Genomic DNA, 19,706 nt, shown 5'->3' on the forward strand with positions numbered 1-19,706 from the left:
CCCTTGCCCCGCATCGCCAAGCCTGCGAAAGCTGGGAAAAGAAAAAGCAGGAGCAAAAAATCGTGCATGGCACCACGCCCGCAGCGCCGAAAAGCGGCATCGTCCCGTTCAACTGGGAAGACCCGTTCGACATCGAAAGCCAGCTGACCGAAGAAGAGCGGATGATCCGCGACGCGGCGCACGGCTTTGCGCAAAGCGAATTACAGCCGCGCGTGATCGATGCCTTCCGCGAGGAAACAGACGCGCCCGAACTGTTCCCGCTGATGGGCAAGGCCGGGCTGCTGGGCGCGACCATCCCCGAAGAATTCGGCGGCGCGGGCGCGGGCTATGTCGCCTACGGACTGATCGCGCGCGAGATCGAACGGGTGGATTCCGGATACCGCTCGATGGCGAGCGTGCAGTCCAGCCTCGTGATGCATCCGATCTACGCCTATGGCTCGGACGAACAGCGCCGCAAATACCTGCCCGGTCTGGCCGCTGGCGAGTTGATCGGCTGCTTCGGCCTGACCGAACCCGATGCCGGCAGCGACCCGGCGGGGATGAAGACCTTCGCCCGCAAGGATGGCGATGATTACGTCATCTCCGGCAGCAAGACGTGGATTTCCAATTCGCCCTTCGCCGATGTGTTCGTGATCTGGGCCAAGTCCGAGGAACACGGCGGCGCGATCCGCGGCTTTGTGCTGGAAAAAGGCATGACCGGGCTGTCCGCGCCCAAGATCAAGGGCAAGATCAGCCTTCGCGCCTCGACCACCGGCATGATCATGATGGACGAGGTGCGCGTGCCCGCATCGGCGCTGCTGCCGAACGTCGAAGGGCTGAAAGGCCCGTTCGGCTGCCTCAACCGTGCGCGTTACGGGATTTCATGGGGCGCGATGGGCGCAGCGGAATTCTGCCTTGCCGCCGCGCGGCAATACGGCCTCGACCGTCACCAGTTCGGACGGCCACTGGCAGGCACGCAGCTGTTCCAGAAAAAGCTCGCCGACATGATGAGCGACATCGCGCTGGGGTTGCAGGCTTCCTTGCGTGTAGGCCGCTTGATCGACGACGGCCGGTTCGCGCCTGACATGATTTCGATCGTGAAGCGCAATAATGTCGGCAAGGCGCTCGATATCGCGCGGGCCGCACGCGACATGCACGGCGGCAACGGCATTTCCGAGGAATATCAGGTCATCCGCCACGCGGTGAACCTGGAAACGGTCAACACCTACGAAGGCACGCATGATGTCCACGCGCTGATCCTAGGCCGCGCGATCACAGGGATTGCAGCGTTCTGATGAGGCGTTTCGGGAAGGCCCTGTCCTACACCCGCGCATCGCGGCATGGTGGCTGGATGGAAACGCGGGTTGGGAAGAGCGGCGAGAACGATTTTGGACGGCTGATCGGAGGGCGCGGTTTTCTGTTCCTGAACAGTGTCTCATGTGTCTCCTACAAGCGCCCGCTGGCGGCCGGGATCGCGGGATTTCGCGTATGAAGCTCTACGGCTACTTCCGCTCATCCACCTCGTACCGCCTGCGGATTGCGTTGAACCTCAAGGGGCTGGCGTTCGAGAACGTGCCGGTGAACCTCGTCACGGCCGAGAACAAGGACACCGCCTTCACGCAGCGCAACCCGTTCGGATCGCTGCCGATGCTGGAAGCGGACGGGCGCGACCGGGCACAGTCGATGGCGCTGCTGGAATGGCTGGACGAGGCCTATCCCGATGCCCCGCTGCTGCCCGGCGATATCGAGGCACGCTACACGGTGCGGGAACTCGCCTACGCCGTCGCGACCGAGATTCACGCGGTCAACAACCTGCCGGTGCTGAAATACCTGAAAGACCCGCTGGGCCACTCGCAGGACGAGATCAACACGTGGTACCGCCACTGGCTCGCCCGCACGCTGGTGCCGGTGGAGGCGCGGCTGTCACAGCTTGAAACCGGGGACTTCGTTCACGGCGACGCACCCGGCCTGTTCGAAGTGGTGCTGATCCCGCAGCTCTACAACGCGCGGCGGTTCGATTACGACCTGTCGGCCAGTCCGCACCTGACCCGGATCGAGGCCGCGTGTCTCGCCCTGCCCGCCTTCGCGGACGCCCATCCCGATAACCAACAAGATTCGCCCGAGAGGAACCCACAATGAAGCTCGCAACCCTCGACAATGGCACGCGTGACGGGATGCTGGTGGTGGTGTCGAAAGACCTCACCCGCTGCTGCGCCGCCGGTTACATTGCGCCGACCCTGCAAGCCGCGCTCGACAATTGGGAGCGGGTCGCGCCCGAACTCGAAGTGCTCGCCCGCGATGTCGAGCATGAGACCGTGCCGTGCGAGCGGTTCCACGAACGTCAGGCCCATTCGCCGCTGCCGCGCGCCTACCAGTGGGCCGATGGCAGCGCCTATATCAACCATGTCGAACTGGTTCGTCAGGCACGCGGGAGCAAGGTTCCCGACAGCTTCTACACCGACCCGCTGATGTATCAGGGCGGATCGGACGGCTTCCTGCGCCCGCGCGGCGATATCCCGCTGGGCGATCCGGCGTGGGGCTGCGACATGGAGGGCGAGATCGCCTGTATCACCGACGACGTGCCGATGGGCGTTTCGGCGGAGGAAGCTGGCAGCCACATCAAGCTGATCATGCTGGTCAACGATGTGTCATTGCGCGGGCTGATCCCGGCGGAGCTGGAAAAGGGCTTCGGGTTCTTCCAGTCCAAGCCCGCCAGCGCCTTTTCTCCGGTGGCGGTCACGCCCGACGAGTTGGGCGATGCATGGGCGGACAGTCTTATCCACCTGCCGCTGATGGTCGACTATAACGGCGCGCCGTTCGGGCGGGCGAATGCGGGGCAGGATGCGACCTTCAACCTCGCGCAGCTGGTCGCCCATGCCGCCAAGACGCGCAACCTCGGCGCGGGCACGGTGATCGGCACCGGCACGGTATCGAACAAGGGCGCGGATAGCGGCGCAGGCACGCCGGTGGCGGACGGCGGCGCTGGCTATTCCTGCATCGCCGAAATCCGCATGATCGAAACGATCCGCGATGGCGCTGCCAGCACTCCGTTCATGCAGGCGGGCGACACCGTGAGGATCGAGATGCGCGATGAACACAACCACTCGATCTTCGGCGCGATCGAGCAGCAGGTGGTGGCAGTTTAAGGGGCCGTCTGTCCGCCCAGCGGCTTGTGCGCCTTGCGATTGTCCAATTCGCTGACGAAGTAGTGGTTCACATCGCGGTGCTCGGCCTCATCGGCCCGCACGGCCACAATGACATCGCGTAGCCGGGCGTTCTGCGGCAGCTGCCAATAATCGATGGCAAGCTGCGGCGCGGGGACGTTCTCCAGCCGTCCGGCATCGACCTCGGCGAGATATTGGGTGTAGCTGTAGACCGCCTCCTCCTCGAAATAGCCGACCACGCGGTGCGCGGTGCGCGGTGCGAACAGGTAGAGGAAGAAGTAGAAATTGTAGAACACCAGCTGCACCGCCAGCACAAGAAACCGTTCGAATGCGTTCGGCTTGGCAATCTCGATGAAGGTCATCAGATGCATCCGCTCGTTCTCGGCCTCGTCCAGCAGCGTACGGATCCAGCCTTCATCGTCGCGCATCGTGCGCAGTGCAGTGAGGTGCTGCCACAGCCCGCCGACCATACCCGGCACAGCGGCAACCGTTTCAAGCACGACGGCGCGGTGGCCGTAGCGTTTGGCAAAGAACCGGTCGGCGCAAAACCGCAACAGTTTGACAAAGGCGAAGGCGACCCGGTCGCTGGCCGATTGCGGGGCGACGTGGGTTTCGATGATGACGTCAGGGTTGACGGTACGAACAAGCGGCTGCGGATTGAACGGTTTCATCGGGGGCACCTTTCCTGGTGCCACCGATCTACGATCAACCGAGCCGGATTACCCGCGAATTGGCGGCATCATTTGTGCCAAAAAATGCAAGCCTCAGAAGCCGAGGCTCTCGGCGACTGCAGAATTGACAATCTTGCCCTGATGCACGTTGAGCCCGGGAGCAAGGTGAGGATCATCCTCGCACGCCTTCAACCCCTTGTTGGCAAGCGCCAAACCGAACGGCAGAGTCGCATTGTTGAGCGCGTAGGAACTGGTCAGCGGCACCGCGCCCGGCATATTGGCAACGCAGTAGTGGATGATGCCGTCGACTTCGTAGGTCGGGTTCTCGTGCGTGGTAGCGTGCGAAGTTTCAAAGCACCCGCCCTGATCGATCGCGACATCGACCAACACCGCGCGGTTCTTCATGTCGCCCAGCATCGCGCGGGTCACAAGGTGCGGCGCGCTGGCACCGGGGATCAGCACCGCGCCGATCACCACGTCGGCCTCGCTGACCGCTTGTTCGATCGTGCCTGCAGTCGAGTAGCGGGTGATCGCCCGGCCTTGGAACATCTCGTCCAGCTGGCGCAGACGCGGGAGCGAGCGGTCGAAGATCTCCACCGTCGCGCCCAGCCCCACCGCCATGCGCGCCGCCTGCGTGCCGACCACGCCGCCGCCGAGCACCACGACCCGCGCCGGAAGCACGCCGGGAACCCCGCCCATCAGGGTGCCGCGCCCGCCATTGTTCGCGCGCAACGCATGCGCGCCAGCCTCGATCGAAAGCCGCCCGGCCACTTCGCTCATCGGAGCGAGCAAGGGCAGGCCGCCGCCCGGCCCGGTCACGGTTTCATAGGCGATGGCCGAAACGCCCGCATCCATCAGCCCGCGCGCCTGATCGGGATCGGGCGCGAGGTGGAGGTAGGTGAACAGGATCTGCCCTTCGCGCAGTTGCACCCACTCGCCCGGCTGCGGTTCCTTGACCTTCACCACCATCTCGGCCCGGGCGAAGACTTCTGCGGCGCTATCCACCACTTCGGCCCCGGCCTTGCGGTAGGTGTCATCGTTCTTGTCGATACCGAGACCGGCACCGGTTTCCACGATCACATTGTGCCCGGCGGCGACATATTCGCGCACCGCTTCGGGGGTGAGACCAACGCGAAACTCGCTTGGTTTAATTTCCTTGGGAACGCCGACCAGCATGATTCTCTCCTCGCGAAGCAGCGGAAACGCCGCTAGAGTAAGCGCAATAAAATTACAAGTTCGCGCAAGGTCGAATCAAACCAAGGAGCAAGCCCATGGCCGCCTATCCCACTCTCAAAATGCTCATCGACGGTGAGTGGATCGAAACCGGGGAAGCAGGGACGATGGCAGTGGTGAACCCGGCCACCGGGCAGGCCATCGGACATTGTCCCAAGGCTTCACCGACGCAGCTCGATGCCGCGCTGAAGGCGTCGGATGAGGCGTTCGTCATCTGGAGCCGCACCTCCGGCGCCGATCGTTACGCCATTCTCCGCCGCGCCGCCGATCTGCTGCGCGAACGCGCACCGGCCATCGCCAATGTCGTGACTGCCGAAATGGGCAAGCCGCGCGCGCAGGGCCTGGGTGAAATCGCCGGCTCGGCCGATGTGATCGACTTCCTCGGAGAAGAAGCCAAGCGCAAGGGCGGCCGGCTGATCCCGACCCGCGGGGCGCAGCTGATCGCGCAGATGGTGACTCATGAACCGGTCGGGCCAGCCGTGCTGCTCACTCCGTGGAACTTCCCGGTCAACCTGCCCGCCAAGAAGATCGCAGGCGCACTGGCAGCGGGCTGCACCGCGATCCTGAAACCGGCCGAAAACACCCCGGCATCGGCGCAATTGCTGGTCGAATGCTTTGTGGATGCGGGCCTGCCCAAGGGCGTGCTGAACCTTGTCTACGGCGACCCCGGCCCGGTGTCCGAACACCTGATCGCCGCGCCTTCGACGCGCAAGGTCAGCTTCACCGGATCGACTGCTGTGGGCAAGCAATTGGGCGCGCTGGCGGCCAGTCACATGAAGCGGTTCACGCCCGAGCTTGGCGGGCATGCCCCGGTGATCGTCAGCAAGCACGCCGATTTCGAGCGCGCTGTGGCGATGTGCGCGGCCACCAAGTTCCGCAATGCCGGGCAGGTCTGCGTCTCGCCCACGCGGTTTCTGGTCGACAAGACGATCTACGACCAGTTCGTCGCCGAATTCGCCGCCCGCGCAGGCAAGCTTAAGATTGGTGATCCCGGCGAGGACGAAAGCGTCGAAATGGGTCCGCTCGCTCACGGACGCCGGATTGCGGCGATGGAGCACGTGGTGGCCGACAGCGGTGGTAATCGCGGCGAAGTGGTGACCGGCGGTTCCGCAATCGCGGGCAGCGGGTTCTTCTTCCAGCCGACTGTCATCGCCAATCCGGCGCCCGACAGCCGCTTCATGACGGAAGAACCCTTCGGCCCGATTGCGGGCGTCGTACCCTATGATACTATCGAAGATGCGGTGCGGATCGCCAACAGCCTGCGCTACGGCCTTGCCGCCTATGCCTTCAGCGGCAATCTGGACGAAGCGCATTATCTCGGGCGGGCTTTGCGCGCCGGGATGGTTGGGATCAACCAGCTGATCGTGGCGTCACCCGAAACCCCGTTCGGCGGGGTCGGTGACAGCGGTTTTGGTTCCGAAGGCGGCGAGGAAGGCTATCTCGCCTTCACCGATACCAAGCTGGTGATGATGGCGAAGGCGGGCGGCTGACGCCCGCCGCCAGTCACGCAATCAGGCTGGCGATCCGCGACAGGAGCGAGCCAGGGCTATGCATCGGCTGGATGCGGCCATAGCGCGCTCGTCGCGAGAATTCGTCCTGAATGCAGACGGTCCGACACATGGGATCCGGCCCACTGGACCAGATAGTTGGTCTTGCCATTGATCGCTTCCCGATTCGCGGTTTGTTGTCATGATCAGACTAACAGCAAATCTGTGGAAAAAGTATGAAGAACGTGGTTAATCGCCTTGCGCCCGCCTCGCCCTATCGATCCGTGCGCCGCACCCCGGCAGATCGGACGTCCTGCAGGGTCGGATAACCGTTAACGGCCATCAAAAGATCGGCTTCGGCCAGGATCGAACGTAACACCCAGGCCGCGCCCTCCGCTCCGCCCAGAGCCAGCCCGTAGGTATAGGGCCGGCCCACACCGACCGCACGCGCGCCCATCGCCAGCGCCTTGACCGCATCCGTGCCGGAGCGGATCCCGCTGTCGAACAGCACCGGCGTTTCGCCCGACGCCGCGACCACATCGGCCAGCAGATCTATCGTGGCGATCCCGCCATTGGCCTGCCGCCCGCCGTGATTGGAACAATAGACCGCGTCCGCTCCGCTATCGACGGCGCGGCGCGCATCATCGGGGTGGCAGATGCCCTTGAGCACGATCGGCAGTTTGGTGACCGACTTGAACCACGCCATGTCGTCCCACGTCAGCACCTGGCCAAATGTCGCGGCCCAAGTGAAGATCGCCGCCGCCGGATCTTCCTCGGGCGGCTTGGCGAGCAGCGAGCGGAAGACGGGATCGGTGAAGTAGTTCTGCAGCACCTTGCCGCGCAGCTGCGGGAAGTTCGACGCGTTCAGGTCGCGCGGGCGCCAGCCGGTCACCCAAGTATCCAGCGTCACCACCAGCGCGCTGTAACCCGCATCCTCGGCGCGGCGGATCAGGCTGGTGGCGAGTTCCCTGTTCTTGGGCGTGTAAAGCTGGAACCACGCAGGCGTTTCCCCGCACGCCGCCTTCACATCCTCCAGCGGATCATTGGCGAGGGTCGATGCGCAGAACGGCACCCCCGTCATCGCCGATGCGCGCGCCGCCGCCATGTCGCCATGACGATCCTGCGAGGCTTCGCCATTGAGGCCGATCGGCGCCATGAACAGCGGTGTGGGATAGGTCTGGCCGAACAGCTCGATCGACAGGTCACGCTCCGCACAATCGACCATCATCCGCGGCACCATGCCCCAGTTGCGGAAAGCAGCGGCGTTCTGATCCTGCGTGTGTTCGTCCCCGCACCCGCCCGCGACATAATTGGTCAGGCTCGGCCCCAATGCCTCGTGCGCGCGTTTCTCCAGCGTGGCGAAATCGACCGGAAAGGTCGGCAGGATGCCGCGCAGGCCGGCATTGTAGATCTCGTTCTGCATCGCGCCGAAATAGGTCATGGCGTTGCTCTCTCCCGTTTCTGTTTGGCAGGGATTCAGACCATGCAGCGCTGCGGGGCAAGCGGTTTTTCAGGCAAAGAAGCGTTGCAGCCGGGGGCGGACCTTGAGGAATTGCAGATAGGCCGCCTCCAGCACGCGCAGCACCGTGCCATTGCGCGCAGCCAGCCCGAGCGGGCGCAGCAGCGGGATTGCGCGCCACATCGCCGCGAAGGCCGCTGCGCCATCATGCACCACGCCATCTTCCTCGGCATGGAAGCGCGCGAGCAGCGCCGCGCGATCGATCGGGCAGGACGGGTCTGCGCCCTTGGCAACATCGACGAAGGTTATCGCCCCGCGCCTGTCCAGCCGTCGCATCGCCGCGATTTCGCGGCGGCACAGCGGGCAATCGCCATCGAACCAGACCTTCACCGGTTGGCTCACGGTGCGATCCACAGCCGGATTATGTAAGCGACCACGCCAAGCACCGCGACGCTCGCCGCCCAGATGCCCGCCATCCATAACAGGCGCTGCCACAGCGGCGGTTCGGGAGGGGGATCAGGCGGCACAAGCATTATTGCTGTCCTAACGCTGCGCTACCTGAGGACATCAATGATACCCCTCGTCCGCAACCTTGCCGCGGAACACCCAGTAAGCCCAGATGGTATAGGCGATGATCAGCGGCATGGTGATTGCCACGCCCACCAGCATGAAGATCTGGCTGCTTTCGGGCGCAGCGGCATCCCAGATGGTGACGCCGGGCGGCACGACATAGGGCCAGATCGTCACCCCCAACCCGCTCATACCCAGAAAGAACAGCGCGATCGCCAGCCAGAACGGTTTGGAGTTGCGGTCCCGCGTGATCGCCCGCACCATCGAGATCGCGATGATCGCGGTCACGATCGGCACCGGCGCGACCCAGTAGATTTGCGGCGCGGCCAGCCAGTGCGCGGCATATTCGGGATTGAGCGTGATGTTGTAGACGCTCACCGCACCCATCAGCACGATCGTCGCCGCCGCAGAACGCACCGCCAGCTTGCGGGCATGCGCCTGCTCGTCGCCGTCGAGCTTCCAGATCAGCCAGGTGCTACCCAGCAACGCATAGCCCGCAACCGTGCCGAGGCCGGTCAGAAGCGTATAGGGCGTGAGCCAGTCGAACCAGCTTCCGGCATAGGCGCGGCCGTCCACCTCGATGCCCTGCAGCAGCGCGCCCAGTGTCATCCCTTGCGCCAGCGCTGCGACCAGCGATCCGCCAGTAAAGGCGCCGTCCCAGAACGCCCGGTGCGACGGATCGCGCCAACGGAATTCGAACGCGACCCCGCGAAACACGAGACCCAGCAGCATCGCGATGATCAGCGGATAGGTGGCGGGCAGGATCACCGCGTAGGCCAGCGGGAAGGCAGCGAACAACCCGCCCCCGCCCAAAACCAGCCAGGTCTCGTTCCCGTCCCACACCGGCGCGATCGAGTTCATCGCCCGGTCGCGCTCGCGCCCGACAGCGAAGGTCGGGAACAGTATGCCGATGCCCAGATCGAACCCGTCCATCACCACATAGGCAAAGACGGCAAAGGCGATGATGAAGGCCCAGATGACGGTCAGATCCATCATGCGTCCTCCCGTTCGCCGTGCCGGTTGGCCTGATTATCGCCAGGCCAGGTGTCGTCCTGTCCCGGATTCTGCGACGGCCCCGGCGTGATCCCGGCGGTACGGATCGGGCCGACATCGCCGCGCTTCACGCCATATTCGCCAGCATGCGGAGCCTTGCCCATCAGCTTGAGAATGTACCAGATACCGATACCGAAGACCGCGAAGTACACCAGAACGAAAGCGAGCAGCGACGCGGCGACTGCCGGCGCATCCAGCGGACTGGCGGCATCGGCAGTGCGTAGCAGGCCGTATACGACATAGGGCTGGCGGCCGACTTCGGTGGTGATCCACCCGGCCAGCACGGCGGCGAACCCGGAAGGCCCCATGACAACAGCCGCGCGGTGCAGCCACGGCATGTCATACAGCCTGCCGCGCACCCGGCCCCACAGGCTCCACAGCCCGACGCCGAGCATCGCAAAGCCGATGCCGACCATGATGCGGAAGCTCCAGAACACGACCTCGACCGGCGGCTCCTCGTCATCGGGAATAGTATCCAGGCCCGCCATCGGTGCGTTGAGATCATGCTTAAGGATCAGCGAGGATGCTTTGGGGATTTCGATGGAATAACGCACCGTCTTCGTTTCAGAATCGGGGATGCCGAACAGGATCAGCGGCGCGCCTTCTGGGTGGCTGTCGAAATGCCCCTCCATCGCCATCACCTTCTGCGGCTGATGTTCGAGCGTGTTCAGCCCGTGCATATCGCCTGCGAAAATCTGCAAAGGAGTGACGATTGCCGCCATCCACATCGCCATCGAGAACATCGTCCGGGCGTGCGGGCTGGCACGGTCTTTCAACAGGTGCCACGCGCCCACCGCGCCGACCACGAAAGCGGTGGTGAGATAGGCTGCCATCACCGTGTGGACGAGGCGGTAGGGGAAGCTGGGATTGAAGACGATGTCCCACCAGCTTTCACCCGGCATGAATTGGCCGTTGGCGCCAAGGATATGGCCCGTCGGCGTGTGCATCCAGCTGTTCACCGACAGGATCCAGAACGCGGACACGAACGTCCCCAACGCCACCATCAGCGTGGCGGCAAAGTGAAGTTTCTTGCCGACCTTGTTCATCCCGAACAGCATCACGCCGAGGAATCCTGCCTCAAGGAAAAATGCGGTCAGCACTTCATACGCCATCAACGGCCCGATCACCGGCCCGGCGACATCGGAGAACACCGACCAGTTGGTGCCGAACTGGTATGACATGACGATGCCGGACACGACCCCCATCGCAAAGGCGATGGCGAAAATCTTGATCCAGTACTTGAACAAGTCGAGATAGACGGACTTGCCGGTCTTCAGCCACAATCCTTCAAGCACCGCTAGGTAGCTCGCCAATCCGATTGAAAACGCCGGAAAGAAGAAATGGAAGCTCACCGTGAAAGCGAACTGAATCCGCGCGAGCATCAGGGCGTCGAGATTTTCCAACATGGCTGGCAGCTAATCCCTTGTCGGCAGCGATCAATTGCAATGGCTGCACGCATTATACGGTTGGAGACGAAAAGGGTTGCACCGCCGAACGAGTTTGGGGGGAGTGTCCGGCGGTGCACAGGGTGGACGAAGCAGGATCGGCTCAAATGAGACCGCGTGCTTCGTCCGGGATCGGGGGCGGCAACTCCTCGCCATTGTCGAGCGCGAGATCGGCGAAGGCTTTATCCTGCGACAGAAACACGCGGCCTTGCAGTTCCTCGAGGAAATGGGTGCGTTTCAGACGGTCCATCACCGGGCCCTTCACTTCCGAAAGGTGCAGCTTCACCCCGGCATCGGCGAGCCGGTGATTGATCGCCTCCAGGCTCTCCAGCCCCGAAGCGTCGATCGCGTTGACCGCGCTGCACATCAGCACGACGTGGCGTAGCGGCGGTCGTTCGGCGACCTGTTCCAGCACATATTCCTCCAGCCAGCGGGCGTTGAGATAGGTCAGGCTTTCATCGATGCGGATCGACAGCAGGTGCGGCAGAGTCAGCACTGTGTGGCGATCGACATTGCGGAAATGTTCGGTCCCCGGCACCCGCCCGACGATCGCGGCGTGCGGACGGCTCGCCCGCCAAAGATATAGCAGCAGGCCCACCGCGACCCCCGCGATCACCCCCAGTTCGACCCCGGCCAGCAAGGTGATGGCGATGGTCGCGGCATGGGCGGCGAAATCGGCCTTTGAATAAACCCATAACAGGCCGGGTGTCTTGAGATCGACCAGACTCAGCACGGCCACGATGATCGTCGCCGCCAGCGTGGCGTTGGGCAGGTGGAACAGCAGCGGGGTGAGAAACAGGCTCGCCAGTGCGATGCCGACCGCCGTGTAAGCCCCCGCCGCCGGGGTCTGCGCCCCCGCATCGAAGTTCACCACGGAACGCGCAAACCCGCCCGTGACCGGATAGCCGCCTGACAGCGCGGAAGCGATGTTCGAAGCGCCCAGCCCGATCAGCTCCTGGTCAGGCGCAATCCGCTGGCGGCGCTTGGCGGCGAGCGTCTGTGCGACCGAGACGCTTTCGACAAAGCCGATCACCGAAATCAGCAGCGCAGGCACCCACAGCGCCTCGATCAGCGCAATGTCGGCCTGCGGCAGAGCGAAGGGCGGCAGGCCTTGCGGGATGGCGCCCACCACCGAAACTCCGCGCTGCTCCAGCCCAAACGCGATAACGGCGATGATCGTGACCGCAACAGCCACCACCGGCCCGGCCTTGGCGGTCAGGTCGGCAGCGCGCGGGCCGAGGCCGAGTTTCATCAACGCAGGCTTTGCCCCCTTGCGCACCCAGAACAGGAACAAAGTCGCCGGTATGCCGATCGCTACAGTGGGCAGATTGATGTTCCCCAGCGCGCCCGCCAGTCCGGCCAGCATTTCCGGCCAGGTCTCGCCCCCGGCCGTTACGCCGAGGATATGCTTGAGCTGGCTGGTGGCGATCAGGATCCCGCTTGCCGAGATGAACCCGCTGATCACCGGATGCGACAGCAGGTTGGCAAGGAAGCCCAGCCGCAACAGACCTAGCACCGTCAGCATCACGCCCGAAAGCGCCGCAAGCGTGATCGCCGCCTCCATGTAGGCGGCCGTTCCCGCCGAAGCGACGGCTCCCGCCGCACTCGCCGTCATCAGCGAGACGACCGCGACCGGACCTACGGCCAGCGTCCGGCTGGTGCCGAACAGCGCATAGGCGACCAGCGGCAGGATCGAGGCGTAGAGCCCCACCACTGGCGGCAATCCCGCCAGCATCGCATAGGCGAGGCTCTGCGGGATCAGCATGATGGTGACGATCACCGCGGCCATCAGATCGCTGGTCAAGACCTCGCGATTATAGCTGCGGCCCCAATCGAGGATCGGGAGGTAACGCTGGAGCATCTCGCCGACCTCTACTGCGCGATCAAGCCGCCGGGGCCGGCCAGCCACTCGCGCCCCTTGAGCATCCCGTTCCAGTAGATCCAGGGCAACAGATCGGCCTTGAGCATCCATGAAAGGCGTGCCGGTTTGGTGCCGTCGACCAGCCACGTCGGGAAACTCGGCGCGAGTTTGCCGCCATAGGCGAATTCGGCGAGCACGATCTTGCCGCGCTCCACCGTCAGCGGGCACGAACCATAGCCGTCATAGCCTGCGGTCGGCCCCTTGCCTGACAGCTGGCGCAATGCATTGACCGCGACCACAGGTGCCTGCTTGCGCACGGCGGCGGCGGTTTTGGCGTTGGGCATGGAGCCCCCATCGCCAAGGCCGAAGATGTTGGGCCAGCGCACATGCTGGAGCGTATGCTGGTCGACATCGGTAAAGCCGCTTGTCGCCGCCAGCGGGCTCTCAGCCAGAAATTGCGGCGCGACCTGCGGCGGAACGACATGCATCATGTCGAAACTGCGGCTTACCTCGCCCTCGGCCGTCTGGAACACGGCGACCTGCGCCCGCCCGTCGACCGCGACAAGATTGCTGCCGAGCGCCAGGTCGATGTTGTATTTCCCGACATACTCCATCAGCGCCGGAACATAGTCTGCCACCCCGAAAAGCACGCCGCCGGCATTGCGGAATTCCACCGCGATATCGGCCAGCACGCCTGCACGCCGCCAGTGGTCGCAGGCGAGATACATCACCTTTTGCGGTGCACCGGCGCATTTGATCGGCATCGGCGGCTGGGTGAAGATCGCCTTGCCCGACCTCAGGTTCTGCACCAGTTCCCAGGTGTAGGGCGCCAGATCGGCGCGATAATTCGATGTGACGCCGTTCTGCCCGAGCGCCGCTTTCAGCCCTGCAATCTTTTCCCAAGCGAGCCGGATACCGGGGGCAACGATCAGCACCTCGTACCGGATCGTGCTGCCATCAGCGAGGGTGACCTGATTATCATCGGGCTGAAAACTGGCCGCCGCCTGACGAATCCATGTCGCCCCCTTGGGGATCACACTGGCCGTCGGGCGCATGGTGCTGGCAAGGTCGAACACCCCGCCGCCAACCATCGTCCAGCCGGGCTGATAGGCGTGGGTCTCGCTCGGCTCGACAATGGCGATGTCGAGCTGCGGCTGGCGCTTCAGCAGCGAGGCCGCCGTCGCTATACCCCCTGCGCCGCCGCCGATAATCACGACCTTGTGTGATGAAATGCTCATGATGATCCCTCCCTGGGGCTGGTCAGTCGCTTGCGGCCAAGCGTTCGGCGAGCGCCGACAAATCATATCCGGCGGCCTTGGCGCGGACGATCCGTTCTTCCGCGCCGAGTCCGCCGACATTGGCGAGCGCATCCAGCGTGACGGAGCGCATCCCGGTGCGGCAATAGGCGAGCACCTTGCCCTGTGTGCCGCGCCGGATCGCTCCGAACGCGGCCACCGCAGCTTGCGGAAACAGACCGCCAGCCACCGGAATGTGGTGGAATGCCAGCCCTGCCTCCTGCGCGGCGCGGCGCATTTCATCGATCGGGGGCTGGCCCGGCTCCTCGCCATCGGGGCGGTTGCAGATCACAGCGGTGAAGCCTTGCGCGGCAAGGGCGGACAACTCCTCGGGCGCGGGCTGCGGAACGACCGCGAGAGTCTCGTCAACGATGCGCAATTCCATCATGCTTTTCCTTCCATCAGCCGCACCAGCAGCATTCCTGCCAGCATCGCTGCGACAAATATCGCCGCCGATGCCGGAGCGATTGCGAAAGCGGCAAAGCCGGGGCCGGGGCACAGGCCCGCGATCCCCCAGCCAATGCCGAACAGCGCCGATCCGCCGACCAGCCGCAGCGTAATGTCGCTGCGGTCAGGCAGTGCAAAGCCTTCGCCGAAAACCGGGCGCAGCATCCGGCGCTGCATCAGCCATGCCAGCGCCATCACGATCACCGCGCCGCCCATCACGAGAGCGAGTGTCGGATCCCAGTCGCCGAAAATGTCGAGAAACCCGCGCACCCGCGCCGGATCAGTCATCCCGCCCAATGCCAGACCGGCGCCGAAGATCGTGCCGGAAATGATCGAAACCAGCATGTCGCGGATCATGACAGCACCTCGATCCCGAGCAGATTCATCGCTGCGACCGTGGCAAATCCGGTTGCCATGAAGGTGGCGGTGGCCACCAGCGAGCGCTGTGACAGGCGGCTCATGCCGCAAACTCCGTGCCCGCTGGTGCAGCCCGAACCGAGCCGCGTTCCAATGCCGACGATCAGGCCGGCGATGACGAGCGGCACCGGCCCGGCAAAGTCCGGTGTCGCGGCGCCCGAAAGGTTCATGACGATCAGCGCGCCCAGTGGCAGGCCGATAACGAACGCCCATGCCGCCGCGCGCGGCAGCGAACTGGCGCTGATGCCGAAAGCGCGGGCGGCGATGCCGGACACACCCGCGATCCGCCCCGCCCCCAGCAACATCACCGCCGCCGCCAGGCCGATCAGCACGCCGCCCGCAAGCCCCGCAAGCGGGGCCGCGTCAGGAAAGCCCGGCAAGGATGTCCCCAGCAAGCTCATACCGCGTTGATCGGCAGCTTGAGATAGGTGACGCCGTTTTCGTCGGCGGGCGGCAAGTGGCCTGCACGCATGTTGACCTGCACCGAAGGCAGGATCAGGCGCGGCATATCCAGCGTCGCATCGCGGGCTTCGCGCATTTGCACGAATTCATCTTCGGTGATGCCGTCATGGGCGTGGATATTGCCTTCGCGCTCAGCCGCGACGGTGGTTTCCCATACATATTGGCTACGGCCGTTGGGCAGGTAATCGTGGCACATGAACAGCCGGGTTTCGGGCGGCAGCGACAAGATGCGCCGCAGCGACCGGAACAGCTTGCGCGCATCCCCGCCGGGGAAATCGGCGCGCGCCGTGCCGTAATCGGGCATGAACATGGTGTCACCGGTGAACACTGCCTCGCCGACGACATAGGCGATGTCGGCAGGCGTGTGGCCCGGGACATGCATGACAGTGACCGGGACCTTGCCGATGGCGAAGGTATCGCCATCCTTGAACAAGGCATCGAACTGCGAACCGTCCCGCTCGAACTCGGTGCCGGCGTTGAACAGCTTGCCGAACACGTTCTGCACTGTGGTGATCTCTGCACCGATTGCGATCTTGCCGCCCAGTTTGTCCTGCAGATAGGGCGCAGCCGAAAGGTGATCGGCGTGGGCATGGGTTTCCAGCAGCCAAACCACTTTCAGATTATGGGAATTGACGTAATCGATCACCTTGTCCGCTGATACCGTCGAGGTGCGTCCCGAACTGGGATCGAAATCGAGCACGGAGTCGACAACTGCCGCCTCCATCGTCGCCGGATCGTGCACAACGTACGTGACCGTGAAGGTCGCAGGGTCGAAGAAGCTCGCTATTTCAGGGCGGAGCGAGGCATCGGCGCGCGCCTGCTCGACCTGGGCAGTGGCCGCGTTCAGTACCGAATCAACTGCACTCATGATAATTCTCCAATTGATTACATAAACTGTGTATATGTATTGCAAAGCTGAAGTCAAGTGCTATGGAGTGCAGCATGGACGAACAAACTACCCTCCCCGCCCCCTGCGCAGGATTGCGGATCGGCGACATCGCACCCGATTTCGAGGCGCGCAGCACCATCGGCCCGGTGCGCCTGTCGAATTATCGCAAGCGCTGGCTGGTGCTGTTCTCGCACCCGGCCGACTTCACACCGGTTTGCACCACCGAATTCGTCGCCCTTGCGCACGAGGCCGCGGCCTTCGAACAGCGCAATTGTGCACTGATGGCACTCTCGGTCGATAGCCTGTTTTCACATTTTGCGTGGTTGCGCATGATCCGCGACCGTTTCGCCGTCGAGGTGCGCTTCCCTATCGTCGAAGATCCGACGCTGGTGATCGGCCGCGCCTTCGGCATGGTCTCCGCGCAGGACAATGACAGCGCCACCGTGCGCACCACCTTCTTCATCGATCCCGCTGGGATCATCCGGGCGATGACCTGTTACCCCGCCAATCTCGGCCGATCGGTGCCTGAAATGCTTCGTATTCTCGACGGATTGCAGGCAATCGACGCGCGCGGCGCGCTCGCACCCGCCAATTGGCAGCCGGGAGAAGCAATGCTGAGCCCCCCTTCCCAAGACCTCGACGAGGTCTACGCAGCCACCGACATCACCGGCTGGTTCCTGCGCGATTCCGGAGGCGAGGCCTGATGCCCGAAGACGATCTGATCGAAGCTCTGAAGGCTCTGGCACATCCGCTCCGCTTCCGTATTCTCGCTGCGCTGGCCACAGGCGAACGCAACGTCGGGGAGATCGAACAGGTGACCGGCATCGGGCAGCCCGGCCTGTCGCAACAACTCGGCGTGCTGCGCAAGGCGCGGCTGGTCGACACGCGAAAAGAAGCCAAGCTGGTGTTCTACGCTGTCGACGCGGCGCAAGTCGGAATGGTGACCACCGCACTCGCCGCGCTAGCGCCGGGCATTGCCGTCAGCGCCGAACCGCCCGCCTTGCTACGCACACCCGCCCCCGGAGTCGCCAATTTCGCGCGGATGTCCTGACCGCCCACTAGAAGCAACGGGCGCAAAATCACGTCCTGGCAGGACGCGGGCCGGGGGAAATTCACTCCGGGCTTTTCGCTGCTATACTCTTTTCTAAAGCCAGAACGCAAAACCCGGCCTATGGAGGCCGCAAATCGCCGGTCAGCCGGGAATCGAACCCTCTGATCGAAACGCGACTGCGCAATCCGCCGCGGTCCTGCGTGCCACTCACTTATCCTTAGGCTATTGTCATGAACTTTCCTCCCCTTCCCTCAACTATTGAAGCCGCCTTGACCGAGCGCGGCTATGCGGCGGCTACACAGGTACAAGGCGAAGTCCTGCAGGCTGAAGCCGCGGGCCGCGACCTGATCGTTTCGGCGCAGACAGGCTCGGGCAAGACGATCGCCTTCGGACTTGCGATGACCGAACAGCTGCTCGACGACGGCGGCAAGGTTCCCTTTTCCATCAAGCCGCTGGGTCTGGTGATCGCGCCGACGCGCGAGCTGGCGTTGCAGGTGAGCCGGGAACTGGCCTGGCTTTACGCCCGGACAGGTGCACGGATCGCGACCTGCGTTGGCGGGATGAACCCTTCGGAAGAACGCAAGGCCTTGCGGTCCGGTGCCACCATCGTGGTCGGCACGCCGGGCCGGTTGCGCGATCATCTCGAACGCGGCGCTCTCGACCTATCCGCGCTCGCCGCAGTCGTGCTGGACGAAGCGGATGAGATGCTCGACATGGGCTTCCGCGAGGAGCTCGAAGAAATCCTCGATGCGACGCCGGAGGGTCGCCGCACGTTGCTGTTTTCGGCCACCATCCCCCGCCCGATCGAAGTCCTCGCCCGCCGCTACCAGCGCGATGCACTGCGCATCGCCACCATCAGCGATCAACGCGGCCACGGCGATATCGCCTATCAGGCAGTCACGGTGTCCCCGCCGGAAATCGAGAACGCGGTGGTCAACCTGTTGCGCTATCACGAGGCTGAAACGGCTATCCTGTTCTGCGCCACCCGCGAAAAGGTTCGCCACCTCCACGCAGTGCTGCAAGAGCGCGGCTTCGGGGTCGTCGCCTTGTCAGGCGAACATTCCCAGTCGGAACGCAACCAGGCGCTGCAGGCGCTGCGTGACCGGCGGGCACGGGTGTGCGTTGCCACCGATGTCGCCGCACGCGGGATCGACCTGCCCTCGCTCAGCCTCGTCATCCATGTCGAGGTGCCGCGCGATGCCGAGGCCTTGCAGCACCGTTCGGGCCGGACTGGTCGTGCCGGGAAAAAGGGCACCGCTGTTCTGATCGTGCCGTTCTCGCGGCGCAGGCAGGTGGAAGCGATGCTGGGGCGCGCCAAGATCGAGGCGGAATGGACCGACGCGCCCGACCGTGAATCGATCAAAATAAAGGACCGTGAGCGCCTGCTGGAAAAGCTGCTGCAGCCCATCACGGTGGACGACGGCGACCGCGATCTGGCAGAGCGCTTGCTGGCCGAACGCACGCCGCAGGAAATCGCCGCCATGCTGGTGCAGGCGCATCGTTCCAAGCTGCCGGAACCCGAAGACCTGATGGCCAACACACCCGAAGCGCGGCGCGAGGCGCAGAAGGAACGCCACCGTGCAGGGTTCGAGGACACGGTCTGGTTCCGGATGGATCTTGGCCGCCGCCAGAACGCCGATCCGCGCTGGGTGCTGCCCTTGCTCTGCCGCCGGGGTCACATCACCCGCAACGAAATCGGTGCGATCCGCATCGGCCAGAACGAAACCTTCTTCCAGATCCCGCGTCCGATCGCCGACAAGTTTGCCGATGCCGCTGCACGAACAGCAATCAGCGAAGGCGATGAAGAGCCGGTCACCATTGAACGCTCCGAAAGCGGACCGCGCGATGTCGCCCGGGTCAATCGGAAGGCATCCCATTCACGCGACAACGCCAATGCGCCGCGCGTGAACCCCAAGCCCCGCTTCAACAAGTTCGACAAGAACAAGAAGCGGGAAAAAGGGGCCAATCCGACGAAGCCGTACAAGGGTGGCAAGCCGTCGCCACAGGGCAAGACCTGACGCCATTGCCATCGGCTCACCAGTGACGGGTGGATAACGCCTGTCGGATCGTGACTTCGCCGTGCCCCAGCGTTCGGGCTAGGGCTGCGTCTTGGCATACAGTTGTTGTTTCGCCGCCTTTGCCGGGCGGCCATATCACTGTGCGGGTTTGCCCCGAATTTCGACCTCGCAACCGGCCCTGTCGCCACAGCCACGCATCTGCGTC

General features: G+C 64.1%; 21 protein-coding genes. 8 read left to right on the forward strand and 13 right to left on the reverse strand.

What is annotated here, in order from left to right; all coding sequences use genetic code 11:
• Positions 1-98 precede the first annotated feature (98 nt).
• The 4 genes from Q0L48_RS08800 to Q0L48_RS08815 are packed head-to-tail and all read left to right on the forward strand — an operon-like array spanning position 99 to position 3,125.
• Positions 99-1,274 carry an acyl-CoA dehydrogenase gene (locus tag Q0L48_RS08800; RefSeq protein WP_296720345.1) on the forward strand — a complete coding sequence of 392 codons (1,176 nt, stop codon included), beginning with the start codon at positions 99-101 and terminating at the stop codon, positions 1,272-1,274.
• A complete protein-coding gene (locus Q0L48_RS08805; protein WP_296719806.1) occupies positions 1,274-1,471 on the forward strand; it encodes a hypothetical protein in 198 nt (65 codons plus the stop codon). Before Q0L48_RS08800 ends, Q0L48_RS08805 begins: the two co-directional genes overlap by 1 nt.
• Positions 1,468-2,118: a maleylacetoacetate isomerase gene (maiA, locus tag Q0L48_RS08810; RefSeq protein WP_296719809.1), complete on the forward strand. Its 651-nt coding sequence runs from the start codon at positions 1,468-1,470 to the stop codon at positions 2,116-2,118. Before Q0L48_RS08805 ends, maiA begins: the two co-directional genes overlap by 4 nt.
• The gene (locus tag Q0L48_RS08815) at positions 2,115-3,125 is read left to right on the forward strand and encodes a fumarylacetoacetate hydrolase family protein (protein ID WP_296719811.1); all 1,011 of its coding nucleotides are present in this window, start codon (positions 2,115-2,117) and stop codon (positions 3,123-3,125) included. The genes maiA and Q0L48_RS08815 overlap by 4 nt, the downstream gene beginning before the upstream one ends.
• Here the strand turns inward: Q0L48_RS08815 and Q0L48_RS08820 are convergent.
• Positions 3,122-3,814, reverse strand: coding sequence for an alternative oxidase (locus tag Q0L48_RS08820; protein WP_296719814.1), 693 nt, complete (start codon positions 3,812-3,814; stop codon positions 3,122-3,124). The genes Q0L48_RS08815 and Q0L48_RS08820 overlap by 4 nt on opposite strands.
• 93 nt (positions 3,815-3,907) lie before the next feature.
• Positions 3,908-4,990, reverse strand: coding sequence for an alanine dehydrogenase (ald, locus tag Q0L48_RS08825; protein ID WP_296719816.1), 1,083 nt, complete (start codon positions 4,988-4,990; stop codon positions 3,908-3,910).
• Between the two features lie 95 nt (positions 4,991-5,085).
• Between ald and Q0L48_RS08830 the strand changes: the two genes are divergently transcribed.
• A complete protein-coding gene (locus Q0L48_RS08830; protein WP_296719818.1) occupies positions 5,086-6,537 on the forward strand; it encodes an NAD-dependent succinate-semialdehyde dehydrogenase in 1,452 nt (483 codons plus the stop codon).
• 271 nt (positions 6,538-6,808) lie between these two features.
• On the opposite strand, the gene Q0L48_RS08835 is transcribed toward Q0L48_RS08830, so the two are convergent.
• The 11 genes from Q0L48_RS08835 to Q0L48_RS08885 form a co-directional block, all read right to left on the reverse strand.
• Positions 6,809-7,975, reverse strand: coding sequence for an alpha-hydroxy-acid oxidizing protein (locus tag Q0L48_RS08835; RefSeq protein WP_296719821.1), 1,167 nt, complete (start codon positions 7,973-7,975; stop codon positions 6,809-6,811).
• Between the two features lie 69 nt (positions 7,976-8,044).
• Positions 8,045-8,395, reverse strand: a complete 351-nt coding sequence (locus Q0L48_RS08840) for a DUF393 domain-containing protein (protein WP_296719822.1) — start codon at positions 8,393-8,395, stop codon at positions 8,045-8,047.
• Positions 8,392-8,526, reverse strand: coding sequence for a DUF2474 family protein (locus Q0L48_RS08845; protein WP_296719825.1), 135 nt, complete (start codon positions 8,524-8,526; stop codon positions 8,392-8,394). The genes Q0L48_RS08840 and Q0L48_RS08845 overlap by 4 nt, the downstream gene beginning before the upstream one ends.
• A gap of 34 nt (positions 8,527-8,560) precedes the next feature.
• Entirely contained in the window at positions 8,561-9,559 is a 999-nt protein-coding gene (gene cydB / locus Q0L48_RS08850; protein WP_296719828.1) for a cytochrome d ubiquinol oxidase subunit II, read from the reverse strand.
• Positions 9,556-11,022: a cytochrome ubiquinol oxidase subunit I gene (locus tag Q0L48_RS08855; RefSeq protein ID WP_296719831.1), complete on the reverse strand. Its 1,467-nt coding sequence runs from the start codon at positions 11,020-11,022 to the stop codon at positions 9,556-9,558. Before Q0L48_RS08855 ends, cydB begins: the two co-directional genes overlap by 4 nt.
• A gap of 142 nt (positions 11,023-11,164) precedes the next feature.
• Positions 11,165-12,970, reverse strand: coding sequence for a SulP family inorganic anion transporter (locus Q0L48_RS08860; protein ID WP_296719833.1), 1,806 nt, complete (start codon positions 12,968-12,970; stop codon positions 11,165-11,167).
• Positions 12,934-14,160: an FAD/NAD(P)-binding oxidoreductase gene (locus Q0L48_RS08865; protein ID WP_296719834.1), complete on the reverse strand. Its 1,227-nt coding sequence runs from the start codon at positions 14,158-14,160 to the stop codon at positions 12,934-12,936. Before Q0L48_RS08865 ends, Q0L48_RS08860 begins: the two co-directional genes overlap by 37 nt.
• A gap of 22 nt (positions 14,161-14,182) precedes the next feature.
• A complete protein-coding gene (locus tag Q0L48_RS08870; protein ID WP_296719837.1) occupies positions 14,183-14,605 on the reverse strand; it encodes a TIGR01244 family sulfur transferase in 423 nt (140 codons plus the stop codon).
• Entirely contained in the window at positions 14,602-15,021 is a 420-nt protein-coding gene (locus Q0L48_RS08875; protein WP_296719839.1) for a DUF6691 family protein, read from the reverse strand. Before Q0L48_RS08875 ends, Q0L48_RS08870 begins: the two co-directional genes overlap by 4 nt.
• Complete coding sequence (locus tag Q0L48_RS08880; RefSeq protein WP_296719842.1) at positions 15,018-15,482, reverse strand: YeeE/YedE thiosulfate transporter family protein; 465 nt, start codon at positions 15,480-15,482, stop codon at positions 15,018-15,020. The genes Q0L48_RS08875 and Q0L48_RS08880 overlap by 4 nt, the downstream gene beginning before the upstream one ends.
• Entirely contained in the window at positions 15,479-16,411 is a 933-nt protein-coding gene (locus tag Q0L48_RS08885; protein ID WP_296719844.1) for an MBL fold metallo-hydrolase, read from the reverse strand. Before Q0L48_RS08885 ends, Q0L48_RS08880 begins: the two co-directional genes overlap by 4 nt.
• A 74-nt stretch (positions 16,412-16,485) precedes the next feature.
• Between Q0L48_RS08885 and Q0L48_RS08890 the strand changes: the two genes are divergently transcribed.
• The 3 genes from Q0L48_RS08890 (at position 16,486) to Q0L48_RS08900 (ending at position 19,501) form a co-directional block, all read left to right on the forward strand.
• The gene (locus Q0L48_RS08890) at positions 16,486-17,136 is read left to right on the forward strand and encodes a peroxiredoxin (protein WP_296719847.1); all 651 of its coding nucleotides are present in this window, start codon (positions 16,486-16,488) and stop codon (positions 17,134-17,136) included.
• A complete protein-coding gene (locus Q0L48_RS08895; RefSeq protein ID WP_296719848.1) occupies positions 17,136-17,483 on the forward strand; it encodes a helix-turn-helix transcriptional regulator in 348 nt (115 codons plus the stop codon). The genes Q0L48_RS08890 and Q0L48_RS08895 overlap by 1 nt, the downstream gene beginning before the upstream one ends.
• 230 nt (positions 17,484-17,713) lie before the next feature.
• Positions 17,714-19,501: a DEAD/DEAH box helicase gene (locus Q0L48_RS08900; protein ID WP_296719851.1), complete on the forward strand. Its 1,788-nt coding sequence runs from the start codon at positions 17,714-17,716 to the stop codon at positions 19,499-19,501.
• The last annotated feature ends 205 nt before the right edge of the window (positions 19,502-19,706 follow it).

It is taken from the genome of Erythrobacter sp., assembly GCF_024305245.1.
Taxonomy (GTDB): domain Bacteria; phylum Pseudomonadota; class Alphaproteobacteria; order Sphingomonadales; family Sphingomonadaceae; genus Erythrobacter.